This is a genomic window from Lentibacter algarum (assembly GCF_018860975.1).
GTDB lineage: Bacteria > Pseudomonadota > Alphaproteobacteria > Rhodobacterales > Rhodobacteraceae > Lentibacter > Lentibacter algarum_A.
Map to the genome: position 1 here is coordinate 72,232 of NZ_JAHKQI010000002.1, position 14,614 is coordinate 86,845.

Sequence of the window (14,614 nt, forward strand, 5' to 3'; positions counted from 1 at the left end):
CTTTTTCCCGTTTCGCGATTTCGTAAACATGAGATAACCTGCCCATGATCGGAGTGGGGGGTGCTTGCTTCGGTGTCAATTTATAGATTCGACTCGGAGGGTCACAAATATGGAAATGATTATTGGTCTGATTTCAGGCGCAGTAGGCGGTAACGTTGCTGGCGGCGTAATGAAAAACCTCAACCAAGGCACGCTGATCAACTCGATCTCGGGCATCGTTGGTGGCGGCCTTGGCGGCTCTATCCTGAGCATGCTTGGCGCTGGTGGCGTTGCAGATGCGGCGGCTTCAGGCGGTTTGGATATTGGCTCGATCGTGAGCCAAGTAGCTGGTGGCGGTGTTGGCGGCGGCGTTGTTCTGGCTGTTGTCGGTGTTATCCGCAACATGATGAACAAGTAATATAGTTTTGGCCGGGTGCTACGTGCGCCCGGCCTTGCTCATCTAGCCCCTGCGCGCTAGAAATTTGCCTAAGCGACATGCGAGGGCAAACATGGCACAGGACGACCCCAAAACATTGGTATCAACAGAGTGGCTTGCCACTCACCTCAAGAATCCTGACTTGAGGGTTCTTGACGCGACGTGGGTCATGCCCGGTGTCGAGCTTGACCCAATTGCAGGATACAACGACGCACACATTCCGGGCGCGCGGTTTTTTGACATCGACGGTATCAGCGATCATCGCTCCGAGCTTCCTCATATGGTTCCGCCAGTCGAGAAGTTTATGAGCCGGATGCGCGCCATGGGCGTGGGCGACGGGCACCAGGTTGTTGTCTACGACCAACAAGGCGTGCGCTCGGCGCCGCGGGTATGGTGGCTGTTCAAGCTGATGGGGCAAAGCAACGTTGCTGTGCTTGACGGCGGTCTGCCCAAGTGGCTTGCCGAGGGACGCGAAGTTGAAGACTTGCCGCCAATGATCCGCGACAGGCACATGACAGTGCGCCGCCAGAACCACCTTGTTAAGGACGTAACGCAGGTGTCTGCCGCTTCAAAGCTTGGCGACTACGAGATCATTGATGCGCGCTCGGCGGGCCGATTTTCCGGAACCGAAGACGAACCACGCGAAGGGCTGCGCGGCGGACATATCCCAAATTCGAAATCGGTTCCTTTTACGGATCTGATCGGCAAAGACGAAACCCTGAAAAGCCCCGATGCCTTGCGAGCGGTATTTGAGGCGGCGGGTGTGGACTTGAGTAAACCCGCGATCACAACCTGCGGCTCGGGTATCACTGCGGCTGTTTTGTCGCTGGCGCTTGAGAGGATCGGTAAGACAGACCATGCCGTTTATGACGGCTCTTGGACAGAATGGGGCGCCTTCGCGACCTTGCCTGTCGAAACAGGAGAAGCGTAATGTTTAGCAATCTGACCAAACAGCCAACTGACAAAATCATGGCGATGATGGGCAAGTTCAAGGCTGACCCACGTGTCGGCAAGATTGATCTTGGTGTTGGTGTCTACAAGAACGCCGAGGGTATCACGCCCGTAATGCGCGCAGTGAAGGCTGCCGAGCACAAGCTTTGGGAAGAGCAGCAAAGCAAGGCATATGTCGGGCTTGTTGGTGATCCTGCCTATGCGGATGCGATGATAAGCTTGGTTCTGGGCGAGGCTGTGTCGCGTGACAAGATCGCCGCCGCCGCAACGCCGGGGGGCACGGGCGCAGTGCGTCAGGCGTTTGAGATGATCAAAATGGCCAACCCCGAAGCGCGTGTTTTTGTCAGCGACCCGACATGGCCGAACCACATTAGCATCTTGGGTTATCTTGGCATTGAGGCTGTGAGCTATCGCTATTTTAACAGCGAAACTCGCGGCGTTGATTTTGCAGGTATGCAAGAAGATCTGGAAGGTTTGAAACCCGGTGACGTGGTGCTTTTACACGGTTGCTGTCATAATCCAACGGGCGCAAACCTGACGCTTGATCAGTGGCAATTGGTGATTGATCAACTTAATGCCAAGGGTGCGATTCCGATGATCGACATCGCTTACCAAGGTTTCGGTGACGGACTTGAGGAGGATGCGCAGGCAACAAGGCTTGTGGCGTCGAGTGTGCCGGAGTGTCTGATTGCGGCGAGTTGCTCAAAGAACTTCGGTATCTATCGCGAGCGGACAGGCTTGCTATTGGCGGTTGCACAAGATGCTGACTTGCAGGCGCTGACACAAGATAACCTCTCTTCGCTCAACCGGCTGAATTATTCCTTTCCGCCTGACCACGGCGCGCGCGTAGTGACGATGATCTTGAACGACGATGCCTTGCGAGCTGACTGGAAAGCCGAGCTGGAAGCCGTGCGCCTTGAGATGCTGGCTCTGCGTGAACAATTGGCAGGTGAGCTCAAGCGGCTCTCGAACTCCGACAGGTTTGATTTTATCGGTCGGCACCGTGGGATGTTTTCCTTGCTGGGCACAACACCTGATATGGTCGAAGTTCTGCGCGCCAACAACGCGGTTTACATGGTGCCTGACAGCCGCATGAACATTGCTGGCCTTGATACGGCGACTGTGCCGATACTTGCCAAGGCGATCATCGACGCGGGGATTTGAACCCAATGATACGGAAAGAAACCCGGCCTTAGTGCCGGGTTTTCTTTTGCCAATGAATGACAGGTCTTTCAGGTTTGTTTTGATAATCAGGGCGAATGAACTAGCCTACAAGAGATCAACCTAAGGACACTGCAAATGAACCGCTACCCCAGAAATATGATAGGCTACGGGCCAGATGCGCCGGATGCGGCTTGGCCGAATGGTGCCAAAATCGCTGTGCAATTTGTGCTCAACTATGAGGAAGGCGGCGAGAATTGTGTGCTACACGGCGACGCGACTTCCGAGGCGTTTTTGTCGGACATCGCAGGCGCTGCGCCTTGGGAGGGTAAGCGCCACTGGAACATGGAAAGCATGTATGAATATGGCGCTCGCGCAGGCTTTTGGCGGCTGCACCGTTTGTTCACTGGGGCTGATATTCCGCTAACAATCTACGGCGTAGCAACCGCTTTGGCGCGCTCGCCCACGCAAGTGCAAGCCATGAAGGATGCTGATTGGGAGATCGCCAGCCACGGCCTCAAGTGGGTTGAACATAAAGACATGGCTGAAGCCGATGAGCGTGCAGCTATTGCCGAGGCGGTGCGCCTGCATACCGAAGTTGTCGGTACGCCTCCGCGTGGTTGGTATACGGGGCGGTGCAGTGAAAACACTGTGCGGCTTGTGGCTGAGCAGGGCGGGTTTGACTATATCTCCGACACCTATGACGACGACCTGCCCTATTGGCTTGAAGTTGGTGAGCGCGATCAGTTGATCATTCCCTACACGCTCGAAGCCAACGATATGCGCTACGCCACCGCACCGGGATATATCGAAGGCGAGCAGTTTTTCACTTACCTGCGTGACGCCTTTGATGTGCTCTATGCCGAGGGCCAAGACGGCGCGGCTAAGATGATGAGCATCGGCTTGCACTGTCGTTTGATCGGTCGGCCCGGCAAGATCGCTGGTTTGATGCGGTTCATTGACTACATCAAGGGCTTTGACGGTGTTTGGACGCCGACCCGCGCGCAGATCGCCGAACACTGGGCCAGTAAGCACCCGCACACTCGACGCGAGCGCGCCAGTGAGATGAGTCTTGAGCGTTTCGTAGAGAAGTTTGGCGGTGTGTTTGAACATTCGGCTTGGATCGCGGAGCGCGCGCACGAGCTTGAGCTTGGGCCAGCGCATGACACGGCGGCCGGTGTTCACAATGCTTTGGCACGGATGTTCAGGAGCGCAACACAAGATGAGCGGCTTAGCGTTTTGACGGCGCACCCTGATCTTGCAGGCAAGCTCGCTGCCGCCAACCGACTGACGGCCGAGAGCACCCATGAGCAAGCCAGCGCCGGGCTGGATTCGCTCACAGACGATGAACGCGCTCGGTTTACCGAATTGAACGAGGCCTACGTGAGCAAGCACGGGTTCCCGTTTATCATCGCTGTGCGCGACCACGATAAAGCAGGAATTATGGCGGCGTTCGAACGGCGGATAAGCAATGCAACCGAAGTTGAGTTTGACGAGGCTTGCAGACAAGTTGAGCGCATTGCGCAAGTGAGGTTGGAAGACATCGTATGACTTACGCATTCCCTATGGGCGGCTTGCCCGAGCAGCATGTAAACCCTGAGGGAGCGGCTGTGTTTACCGAGGCCTATGCCTTGATTCCGGCGATCACCATGCGTGATATCGTGGTGAGCCTTTTGCCGGGTTGGAACAAAACTCATGCGTGGATTATTGCCCGACCGATGACAGGCTTTGCCGAGACGTTTGCGCAATATGCTGTCGAGGTTGAGCCACAAGGCGGGAGTGAAACGCCGGAGCCTGACCCAGGCGCCGAGGCGGTGCTTTTTGTTGCTCGCGGGCGTGGACGCCTCACAGTTGCAGGCGTCGTGCATGAGTTAGGTGAAGGCGGATATGCCTACATTCCACCAGGGATCGCATGGAGCATTTTCAACCATAGCGACGACGTGTTGCAGTTTCACTGGATACGCAAACGTTATGAAGCGGCGCCGGGCTTTTCGGCACCAGAAGCTTTTGTGACACGAGAGCAAGACGAGCCGCTGAACACTATGTCAAACACTGACAAATGGGGCACGACACGGTTTGTTGACGTGGAAGATTTGCGCCACGATATGAATGTGAACATCGTTACGTTTCAACCGGGCGGGCGGATTCCATTTGCCGAGACACACGTTATGGAACACGGGCTTTATGTGTTGCAGGGCACGGCGCGGTATCTGCTCAATCAAGATTGGGTTGATGTCGGGCCGGGTGATTTTATGTGGTTACGTGCGTTCTGTCCGCAAGCATGTATTGCGACAGGCGACGAGCCATTCCGCTATTTGCTATACAAAGATGTGAACCGCCACGCCAAGTTGGGGCTCGGGGAATGAACGAAATCTTTGTTGAGCCTCTGACGCAAGATGCCTTCGCTCAGTTCGGTGATGTGCTTGAGGCCGTCGGCAAGCCTGACAAGATTATCAACGCTGGGTTTTGTGGCCGCTGGCATGACCGTGCGGCGCTTGATTTTGGCGCCGACGGCCGCGCCGGTATGAGCGTGTTCAAAGCCGAGCCACGTGCGCTGCCTTACAAGCTTGAAATGGTTGAGCGGCATCCAGACGGTTGCCAAGCCTTTGTGCCGATGAGCATGGACAACTGGCTTGTCACGGTTGCGGAAGACGAGGGCGGTAAGCCTGTGCGCTTGCGGGCATTCCTTGCGGGGCCTGGTCAGGGTGTTAACTACCACCGCAATACCTGGCACGGTGTGCTGACACCGCTGAGTGCCCCGGGGCTGTTTGCTGTGGTTGATCGTATCGGAGAGACGCCAAACTTAGAAGAGTTCCGCCTCGATCCACAATATGTGGTATTGGAGAAGTAAGACTTGCCACAAAGGCAGGCCAAAAGGGACAACAAGGAGTAACACAATGAGTGCAAATTCAGTCGGAACACCGGAACAGCTGCGAGATCCGAACTACACACCCCCGATGGCGCAAGCTATCCCACTTGGTATTCAGCACGTGCTCGCGATGTTTGTGTCAAACGTCACGCCGGCGATCATTATTGCAAGCGCCGCCAAAATCTCGTTCGGGCCGACGGCGGATCCGGTTGCTATGGTCTATCTGATCCAGATGGCAATGATGTTTGCTGGCGTTGCGACGCTTATTCAAACCATCGGTTTCGGCCCTGTCGGCGCTAGACTTCCAATTGTTCAAGGCACGAGCTTTGCGTTCTTACCGGTGATGATTCCGGCGATGGCCGGAGCAGGAACGGCAGGGCTTGCAGGCCTGATGACGGGCGTTGTCATCGGCGGTTTGTTTCATGCGTTCCTCGGGCTGTTCGTTGGCAAGATCCGCTTTGCCTTGCCGCCTTTGGTCACGGGCCTGATCGTGCTGATGATCGGCCTCGCACTAATCAAAGTCGGTATCGAGTATGCAGCTGGCGGCGCGGGAGATTTTAACCGCGGCAAGGAAACATGGGGCGGTTTGACCAACTGGTTTCAGGCCAGTGTTGTGCTGGTTGTTACGCTAGGCTTCAAGTTTTTCACACGCGGCATGTTGTCGGTTTCCTCAGTTCTGATCGGCCTTGTGGTTGGCTACATCGTTGCCTACCTGATGGGCGATGTGAACATGAGCGGTATGTCGAATGCGGGTTGGTTTGCGCTTCCCGCTCCTTTCAAGTTCGGCTTTGCCATCAATTGGGCGATCATCATTGGTATGTGTCTGATGGCAGTCATCTCGGCGATCGAAACTGTCGGGGATGTCTCGGGTATCACCAAAGGCGGCGCGGGGCGTGAGGCAACTGACGAGGAAGTTGTCGGCGCGACATATGCCGATGGCCTCGGCTCGGCGATTGCAGGTGTTTTTGGCTCGCTTCCCAACACATCGTTTAGCCAGAATGTTGGCCTCATCGCGATGACGGGTGTGATGTCACGACATGTTGTAACTATCGGAGCAATTGTTCTGATTGCTTGCGGATTGGTGCCAAAAGTCGGCGCACTCATCAATACCGTCCCGATTCAAGTGCTCGGTGGCGGTGTGATAGTGATGTTTGGCATGGTCGCGGCTGCGGGTGCAGCGATGCTTGCAGATGTGCATTGGAACAGCCGCAACATGGTGATCTTCGCAGTTTCGCTTTCGGTTGGCCTTGGTCTTCAGCAAGTGCCTGATGCGATGGTTTTCCTCGGTGATACGGCACGCATTTTGCTGACTTCGGGTCTGCTGCCTGCTGCGTTTCTGGCGATCATTCTTAATCTGGTGCTGCCAGACGAGATCGGCTGAACCAAAGGCCTATGTGCAAAAGAAAGTCCCATCATCACGGTGGGGCCTTTTTACTTCAGGCATGCTTGAAGTGCTGAATGAACACCCGACCCCGCGGCAACAACACCGTTAAGGCGCGGGTCTGCATTGTTGAACTTGAGCGGCTTGCCTTGCCTGTCGCTAATGGCCCCTCCGGCTTCACTGAGCAAAAGCGCACCTGCGGCAATGTCCCACTCCCACGAGGGGCGCAACGTCAGCATCGCGTCATAGCGGCCCTCGGCAACCAGCGCCAAACGGTAGGCAAGCGACGGGCGATAGGCGCGAATGAGGTCTGGCACAGTGCCGTTTTTCCAGTGCTCGGGCTTGTATATCGGCTTGGTGGCCAGCATCTCGGCACCAACAAGCCCTTGTCGGGAAGAGGCGCTTATTGCCTCACCATTGAGTGTTGCGCCTTTGCCTTTTGCAGCTGCATAGAGCTTGTCGAGCAACGGCAGATAAACGACCGCGGCAGTTACGTCGCCGTTCTCAACCACAGCAAAAGAATGCGCCCAGGTTTTGGAACCTTCGATGAAGCTGCGCGTGCCATCTATCGGATCAATGATAAACAACCGCTCCTTACCGAGGCGTTCATTTGAATCGTCACTTTCCTCGGACAGCCACCCATAGTCAGGGCGCGCATTGCGGAGTTCGACTTCGAGAAAATTGTTCACCGCAAGATCGGCTTCTGTCACAGGGCCTGCGCCATCGGGCTTGTCCCACTTCTCATGCGGTCGTTGAGCAAAGTCGGACGCGATTTCACCAGCGGTCTTAGCAGCCTCAATCAGAAGATCACGATCATGCTCCGGCAAGTGTGAGCCCCTCGACAAGCAAGGAAGGTACAACGCGTGACAGGTGCGTGCGTGCGTCATTTGCTGGCGTCACCGAGCGCAACATGTCGCGCAGATTGCCCGCGATTGTGACTTCGTTTACGGCGTGCGTTATGGCGCCGTTCTCGACCCAAAACCCGGAAGCGCCGCGCGAGTAGTCGCCTGTATTCGGGTTAATCGTTGAGCCAATAAGAGAGGTCACGAGAAAGCCGGTGCCCATGTCAGATAGCAAGGCATCGCGACTTTGTGTGCCTTGAGTCAGGCCGATATTCCAAACGCTCGGTGACGGCGCGGAGCCTGTTCCGCGCGCCGCGTTGGCGGTTGACTGCAGGCCGAGTTTGCGGGCATTGGCGAGATCGAGTGTCCAGCTTTGCAGCACACCGTTTTCAACAATGTAGCGGGGCTTGGTTGGTAGGCCTTCAGCATCAAAAGGGCGCGAGCCCGAGATGCGAACACGATGAGGATCTTCCAGTATCGACAAGCCTTTTGGGAGCACATCCTCGCCCATCGCATCACGCAGCCATGAAGAGCCGCGCGCCACCATCGCGCCACTGACGGCAGACAGTAGATGCCCGACAAGCGTGCTTGAAATGCGCTCGTCAAACATAACGGGATAAGCGCCGGTTTTTGGTTTTTGCGGATCGAGGCGCTCAACGGCGCGCTCGGCGGCGCGTTGGCCTATCTCTTCGGCAGAGCGCAAATCTGCTTGAAAAATGCGCCCGTCGCCGTCGTAGTCTCGTTCCATCCCGAGGCCTTCGCCCGCGATAGCGACGCATGACAACGAGCGACTCGTGCGGGTGTATCCGCCCGAGAACCCGCCGGATGTTGCGATGTGAACCTTGTTCTTTCCGTAGCTTGCGCTGGCTGATTGCACCTGTGAAACGCCTGCGATCGAGAGGGCTGCTGCCTCGGCGCGGCTGGCATCATCTTGCAAGGCTTCAGGTGTTGGCTCGGGCGAACTATCGGCAAGCTCTAGTGCGGCAATGTCCCAACTGTTCGCCAGATCAGCAGGGTCAGCGAGGCCGATGTAGGGGTCGTCCGGCGCAATACGAGCCATCGCAACGGCGCGCTCGGCCATCTCTTTGAGGGTCGCTTCGGAGGTGTTTGACGACGATACAATCGCCTGCTTTTGTCCTATCAAGACGCGCAAACCAATGTCAGTGCCTTCTGCACGTTCGGCGTGCTCAAGGGCACCGGCGCGCATGTCGACAGCGACGGAACTGCCCTCAAGGGTGATTACATCGGCGGCCTCTGCTCCTGCTTTGAGAGCAATATCAAGAGCGGTTTGGGAAAGGTGTTCGAGGGAATTTTTCATAATAGCTATGTGGGCCATATGAGCCCCGCAATCAAGCCGCGAGTGATAAACCACAAAAAAGGGCGCCGCAGTTAACAGCGCCCTTTGGATTTTAACGCAGCAGAAGTTAGCGCAGGCGTTGGCCGTTGGCGAGAACGTGGCCTTCTTCGTTCACTTCGATCTTGGAATTGAGCGTGTCTTCGCCTTCACCCGCGACGGCAAACAGCCCCATCATCATCCGAGCGCCCATAGCTTGCTCATCTTGCACGAGGCCCATTGCGACAAGTTTGTCGAGCAAACCGTTGCCGCCTGTGAGTTTGAGTTCAACTGCGCCAGTTGGCTTTGGCATTCCGGGGATGGTTTCCATATCGGAGTTATCAAATGTGAATGCGCCTTTGCCTGTCAGATCAGCGCCGGCGGCCTTCAGTTGCAGAGCGCGAACTTCGAGGCTTTCGACCTCACCAGGCGCCGTACCAGCTTCCATTTTGGCTGCTTCTTCAGGGTTGAAGATGTCGATCAACAGTTTGGCCTTACCGGCTAGATCAATGTTCAAAGTCGCAGGGTCACGCGGCAGTTGGGCCGTAGGGTCAACCATGCTCCAAAGCATTTCCGAAGTTGTGAAGCCGCCCAGAAGAATACCGAACTCGAAGTCTTTGGCTTCGTCAGACGTTCCCACGGGCATTTTGAAATTGAATGAGCTGTTCTCGGCGTTGATCTCGACTGGCAGCGGGATGCCGCCGCCTGTCATGTTTGATGTCAGGCCGGTAGCTGCGGCTGTGTAGTGCAACTGATCGGCATCCATCGCCACTTTCAAGCTGCCGCTTTGGGTTGTCGACTTGCCTTGCATCGCTTCGCCGTCGATGAGCCCGTCAAAGTCTATGTTACCGCCTTGATGTGTGAACATACCTGTAAAGGCAAAGCCAGCTTTGAGCATCGCTGACATATCTTGTGGATCAAATCCGCCCATCGGATAGGCGCCTGTGCCATCAAAGTTGAGGGCGTTCATGCTGCCGACCAATTTGAAGGTGTTGCCATCAATCGGCGGAATGTCGATGTCGTATGACAGGCTTGCCGCCGCAAAGCTTTGCACGACTTCACGCAGGTTGCCGATCTTCATTTCCATTTTACTGGTGACATTGCCCAGCTTCATGTTGACAGCATTGAGCGGAATTGTCGTGCCAGCAACTGTCACGGTTCTAACAGCGAGCGCGAGCTCTGCAGCATTGGTTTGATAAGTCATGTTGGCGGGATCGCCAGAGACTTTTATCGACAAATCAGAGTTGGTGTAATCAAGAACGCCTTCAATAGGCTCGTCTTTTTCGGTGTTAAACTTGAAGCTGATTGGCATCGTCTCGGGAATTTTGATCTCGACCGAGCCGTCAGACATGTTGGTGAAAGTTACACCGGTCAGGTCGATGCTTACAGAGCCTTCTTCGTCAGGAAGGTCCACCATCATTTTCATTTCGGAGATGGTGAGTGTGTCGCCTGATGTCGCTTCAGACCCTTCAACATTATAACCGAAAGCTTGCATGTAGCTCTTCCAGTCTGACCAAACATCTTGAGCTGATACATCGGCAAATGCAGCGTGTGGAGCTCCTATAAGCGCCATTGCGGCAGTTGAAAGCAGGGTTTGACGAAAAGTCATGTGCGAAATCCTTTTTAAAGTCGATATTATCAATGTCGGTGCGCTGGCGGCAATGGTCAAGCGCGTTCTAGCTGGACGTCAGCGTAACAGATGATTACCACAAAGGGAAAACAGGAGATCGTTATGACATTGGTAACTGGCAAAACCGTGCTCATCACCGGTGCAAGCCGCGGAATTGGCGAGGCTGCAGCGCGGCTTTTTGCGGCAGAGGGTGCAAATGTTGTGCTGACAGCCCGCAGTAAAGGCGCGATTGATGCGATTGCCGAAGACATAGGTGACAGCGCATTGGCGATCGCTTGCGATGTATCGCGCTATGACGAGGTTGAAGCCGCGATCAACAAGGCTGTTGATCACTTCGGAGCGCTTGATGTCTTGATCGGCAATGCTGGTGTTATCGAGCCAGTTGCGCTGCTTTCGGAGTCTGATCCGGAAGCGTGGGGCCATGCGATAGATATCAACCTTAAAGGTGTTTACTACGGGATGCGCGCGGCAATGCCGATTATGCAGAAAGCCGGGGGCGGCACGATTATCACCATAAGCTCTGGCGCTGCTCACAACGCACTTGAAGGCTGGAGCCACTATTGCGCATCTAAGGCCGGAGCGGCGATGCTAACCAAGGCTGCGCACGTCGAAGGTGCCGAGCATGGTTTGCGGATCATGGGCCTGTCGCCGGGCACTGTTGCGACACAGATGCAGCGCGAGATTAAAGCCAGCGGTGTGAATGTTGTGAGTTCCCTCAATTGGGAAGACCACGTGCCGCCAGAATGGCCTGCGCGCACGCTCCTATGGATGTGTAGTAAGGAAGCGGATCAGCATCTTGGCCAAGAACTTGCCCTACGGGACGAAGGCCTGCGAAAGGCCGTTGGCTTGCTATGATAGAACTTGAAAGAAGCGATGCGCTCTGGACGGTGACTATCAACCGGCCCGAAAAAGCCAACTCGCTAACTCTGGCGATGCTCACAGAGCTTGCTGAAATTGTTGAAGGCGCAGACGCGGCGCGGGTGCTTGTTATCACGGGGCGTGGCAAGGTTTTTTCAGCAGGAGCCGATCTTGACGAAGCGCGCGCTGGCCTTGCTGTCTCGCCGATATGGGAGCGTCTCTCAAGCGCGATTGTGAACTTTGAAGGCCTCAGTATTGCTGCGCTAAACGGAACACTGGCAGGTGGGGCAATGGGCATGGCGCTCGCTTGCGATATACGGCTCGCAGTTCCGAACGCTAAATTCTTTTACCCGGTCATGAAGCTCGGGTTTTTGCCGCAGCCTTCGGACCCGGCGCGCATGTCAGCGCTTATCGGGCCGTCACGAACCAAGCTGATCTTAATGGGCGGTCAGAAAGTGCAGGCTCAAGAGGCGCTTGCCTTTGGACTAATTGACAGAATCGTCGAGCCTGAAAACCTGCTTGAGCAAGCCGGCGAAATTGCTGCTGATGTGATGGCCGCGAAGTATGAAGCTTTAAGCGGGATCAAGGCGCTTATTGTGTGAAACACTTGTGAAACGGATCAGAAAACGGCAATGAGAACCACAACCTTGGCTTAGGCACAAAAAAGGCGGCTGCAATGGAAGACTATCCGGAGATCGTTCAGAAAGGCATAAGCTTGGCTGAGCAAGGCGTTGACCTCGCGAAAAACTGGTTGCTTAGCCCTGCTGCATGGTCGCAGTTTGCCCTTTTGATCGTGGCGTTTCTCCTGGCGATTTTCATTGCACGTAGGCTTCGCCCGCGGTTGAGCGACCTGCTTACGCCACCTGAAGACCAGCAAAACATCATCGCTACATCCCGGCGTTTTGTGTTGATTTTCATTCCATTGCTGCTGCCGCTTATGGCCTACCTATTCACTGGTGTTGGCGAAAGCGTTACGCGGTCGTTTTTTGGTTCGGGTGCGGTTATTGCCTTCGGCAAACGGGTGTTCCTGCTCCTTGCTGCGCGCATACTCGTAAACGAAATTCTGCGCGATCCATTTTTGAAACTGCTTGGCCGCTATGTGCTGATCCCGATTATGGCGCTCTATGCGCTCGGCTTTCTTGATTTTGCCAGTGCATGGCTTACAGCAACTGTTGTCAGCCTCGGAAACATCAGCTTTTCCTTGATGTCACTCGTGCGGGGCATCATAGCCGGCTCGCTGCTATTCTGGCTTGGGCGTTGGTCAAACGATCAGTCACATGCCTTTATTTCCAAGCAAAACGAGATGCCGCCTGCAACGCGCACGCTTGCTGCCAAAACGGCTGAAATGGTGATCTTTGGCGTGGCCTTCCTGCTGCTGATGAACATTATGGGCATCTCTCTCACCTCACTTGCGGTGCTCGGTGGTGCGATCGGTGTTGGCCTCGGGTTTGGCCTGCAAAAGATCGCCTCGAACTTTATTTCTGGCGTTATTTTGTTGCTCGAAGGACAGGCGACTGTTGGCGACTTTGTCGAGCTTGACGGCGGCGAGGCAGGCACGATCGTTAAGATGACTGCACGCGCTGCAATACTTGAAACATTCGATGGTCGCTGGATCGTGGTGCCCAACGAGGACTTCATTACAACGCGCGTGGTGAACTACTCGGACTCAGGCAGCGCCAACCGGTATGAAGCCGACTTTTCAGTTAGTTACGATACCGACATCAACAAAATACCAGCAATCGTTGAGGCCGCCGTTGCCACGCATGAGGGGGTGCTTGACGCGCCCTATCCGCCCGACTGTGAGCTGCGTGGGTTTGGCGAAAGCGGTGTCGACTTCTGTGTCGAATTCTGGGTGAACGGGCTTGACGACGGTAAGAACAAGTTCACCTCGGATGTGCTGTTTTTGATCTGGAATGCGCTGCGTGATAACAACATCGAGATCCCTTATCCGCACCGTGTTGTGGAACTTCGCGACAAGGCTGGCAAATGAAACAGGCACTCGTAATTGGCGCGGGGCCTGCGGGGCTTATGGCGGCGCAGGAGTTGGCAAACGCCGGCTTGAAAGTGACGATCGCCGAGGCAAAACCCTCGCCCGCGCGCAAGCTTTTGATGGCAGGGAAGTCGGGCCTGAACCTCACCAAGGACGAGCCAAAAGACGAGTTTATCGAGGCCTTCGGAGAGAGCGCCAATGAGCTGCGTCCGATGCTCGAAGCTTTCGGGCCGCAGAACGTAAAAGCTTGGGCCAACTGGCTTGATCAAAGTGTTTTCACGGGCAGTTCCGGCCGGGTTTTTCCAGAAGCAATGAAGGCCTCGCCGCTTTTGCGAGAGTGGTTGAAACGTCTACAAGAACAAGGTGTTACTCTCAAAACGCGCTGGAAATGGCTGGGCGGTAACGACTTTGAAACGCCCGAAGGCCGTGTTGAATTTGCGCCTGATGTCACGGTGCTGGCTTGCGGCGGTGCGAGCTGGTCTCGGCTTGGATCGGACGGGAAGTGGGCCGAGCATTTTGCTGACAGTGTAGCGCCGTTCAAGCCTGCGAATATGGGGTTTGAAGTGAGCTGGTCGCAGCATATGACACCGCATTTCGGCGCGCCTGTTAAGGCTGTTCGCTTGATCGCGGGGGAGCAAGAACACCTTGGTGAGTTCGTGATTTCCCAACGTGGCATTGAGGGCAGCGGTGTTTACGCCATGTCAAAAGCGCTGCGCGAAGGGGCTGAATTGCGGCTTGATTTGCTGCCAAAAACTCCGCTTGAAGAAGTAGAAGCACGGCTGAAGAAGGCAGGCAAACAAAGCTTGCCCAATGCATTGAAGCGGCTGAAAATTCCGGCAGCGAAACGCGCGTTGTTCTTTGAGTTTGGCAAGAATGGAGATGGCTCCACCGCTGAAAAACTCAAGAACCTGCCGATCAAGCTCGACCGCCCACGACCGCTTGATGAAGCGATATCGGTTGCGGGCGGACTGCGCTTTGAGGCGCTTGATGACGGCCTCATGCTTAGGAACCAACCAGGTGTTTTTGCGGCGGGTGAAATGCTTGATTGGGAGGCTCCGACTGGCGGTTATTTGATTACCGCGTGCCTCGCGACAGGTAAGTGGGCGGGGCAACATGCAGCTGCGTGGGTTAACAAAACGTAAAGCCGCGTTTGTAGCGGTTAACGGTGAAACCCGGGAAAAAGC

The 14,614-nt window shown here is 55.4% G+C and carries 14 protein-coding genes; 11 read left to right on the forward strand and 3 right to left on the reverse strand.

All coding sequences use genetic code 11. The features are described 5' to 3' along the window. Positions 1-109 precede the first annotated feature (109 nt). The 7 genes from KO498_RS01020 (at position 110) to KO498_RS01050 (ending at position 6,777) form a co-directional block, all read left to right on the forward strand. Complete coding sequence (locus KO498_RS01020) at positions 110-397, forward strand: hypothetical protein (protein WP_215958011.1); 288 nt, start codon at positions 110-112, stop codon at positions 395-397. Between the two features lie 91 nt (positions 398-488). After that, complete coding sequence (gene sseA, locus KO498_RS01025) at positions 489-1,346, forward strand: 3-mercaptopyruvate sulfurtransferase (protein ID WP_215958012.1); 858 nt, start codon at positions 489-491, stop codon at positions 1,344-1,346. Beyond that, the gene (locus tag KO498_RS01030) at positions 1,346-2,530 is read left to right on the forward strand and encodes an aromatic amino acid transaminase (protein WP_215958013.1); all 1,185 of its coding nucleotides are present in this window, start codon (positions 1,346-1,348) and stop codon (positions 2,528-2,530) included. The genes sseA and KO498_RS01030 overlap by 1 nt, the downstream gene beginning before the upstream one ends. 135 nt (positions 2,531-2,665) lie before the next feature. Beyond that, complete coding sequence (puuE, locus tag KO498_RS01035; protein WP_215958014.1) at positions 2,666-4,078, forward strand: allantoinase PuuE; 1,413 nt, start codon at positions 2,666-2,668, stop codon at positions 4,076-4,078. After that, the gene (locus tag KO498_RS01040; RefSeq protein ID WP_215958015.1) at positions 4,075-4,893 is read left to right on the forward strand and encodes a bifunctional allantoicase/(S)-ureidoglycine aminohydrolase; all 819 of its coding nucleotides are present in this window, start codon (positions 4,075-4,077) and stop codon (positions 4,891-4,893) included. The genes puuE and KO498_RS01040 overlap by 4 nt, the downstream gene beginning before the upstream one ends. Then, a complete protein-coding gene (locus KO498_RS01045; protein WP_215958016.1) occupies positions 4,890-5,378 on the forward strand; it encodes an ureidoglycolate lyase in 489 nt (162 codons plus the stop codon). The genes KO498_RS01040 and KO498_RS01045 overlap by 4 nt, the downstream gene beginning before the upstream one ends. Positions 5,379-5,424: 46 nt before the next feature. After that, the gene (locus KO498_RS01050; RefSeq protein WP_215958017.1) at positions 5,425-6,777 is read left to right on the forward strand and encodes a uracil-xanthine permease family protein; all 1,353 of its coding nucleotides are present in this window, start codon (positions 5,425-5,427) and stop codon (positions 6,775-6,777) included. Positions 6,778-6,827: 50 nt separating this feature from the next. On the opposite strand, the gene KO498_RS01055 is transcribed toward KO498_RS01050, so the two are convergent. The 3 genes from KO498_RS01055 to KO498_RS01065 all read right to left on the reverse strand — a co-directional run bounded on the left by KO498_RS01055 (position 6,828) and on the right by KO498_RS01065 (position 10,561). After that, positions 6,828-7,604 carry a 3'(2'),5'-bisphosphate nucleotidase CysQ gene (locus KO498_RS01055; protein ID WP_252731208.1) on the reverse strand — a complete coding sequence of 259 codons (777 nt, stop codon included), beginning with the start codon at positions 7,602-7,604 and terminating at the stop codon, positions 6,828-6,830. Continuing rightward, entirely contained in the window at positions 7,591-8,937 is a 1,347-nt protein-coding gene (locus KO498_RS01060) for a TldD/PmbA family protein (RefSeq protein WP_215958019.1), read from the reverse strand. Before KO498_RS01060 ends, KO498_RS01055 begins: the two co-directional genes overlap by 14 nt. Positions 8,938-9,043: 106 nt before the next feature. Then, the gene (locus tag KO498_RS01065; protein WP_215958020.1) at positions 9,044-10,561 is read right to left on the reverse strand and encodes a DUF2125 domain-containing protein; all 1,518 of its coding nucleotides are present in this window, start codon (positions 10,559-10,561) and stop codon (positions 9,044-9,046) included. A gap of 123 nt (positions 10,562-10,684) precedes the next feature. On the opposite strand from KO498_RS01065, the gene KO498_RS01070 reads away from it, so the two are divergent. The 4 genes from KO498_RS01070 (at position 10,685) to KO498_RS01085 (ending at position 14,572) form a co-directional block, all read left to right on the forward strand. Continuing rightward, positions 10,685-11,437: an SDR family oxidoreductase gene (locus KO498_RS01070; RefSeq protein ID WP_215958021.1), complete on the forward strand. Its 753-nt coding sequence runs from the start codon at positions 10,685-10,687 to the stop codon at positions 11,435-11,437. Then, on the forward strand, positions 11,434-12,042 hold the full coding sequence (locus tag KO498_RS01075; protein WP_215958022.1) for an enoyl-CoA hydratase/isomerase family protein: 609 nt from the start codon (positions 11,434-11,436) through the stop codon (positions 12,040-12,042). Before KO498_RS01070 ends, KO498_RS01075 begins: the two co-directional genes overlap by 4 nt. Before the next feature lie 74 nt (positions 12,043-12,116). After that, a complete protein-coding gene (locus tag KO498_RS01080; RefSeq protein WP_215958023.1) occupies positions 12,117-13,430 on the forward strand; it encodes a mechanosensitive ion channel family protein in 1,314 nt (437 codons plus the stop codon). Further along, positions 13,427-14,572, forward strand: coding sequence for a TIGR03862 family flavoprotein (locus tag KO498_RS01085; protein WP_215958024.1), 1,146 nt, complete (start codon positions 13,427-13,429; stop codon positions 14,570-14,572). The genes KO498_RS01080 and KO498_RS01085 overlap by 4 nt, the downstream gene beginning before the upstream one ends. The last annotated feature ends 42 nt before the right edge of the window (positions 14,573-14,614 follow it).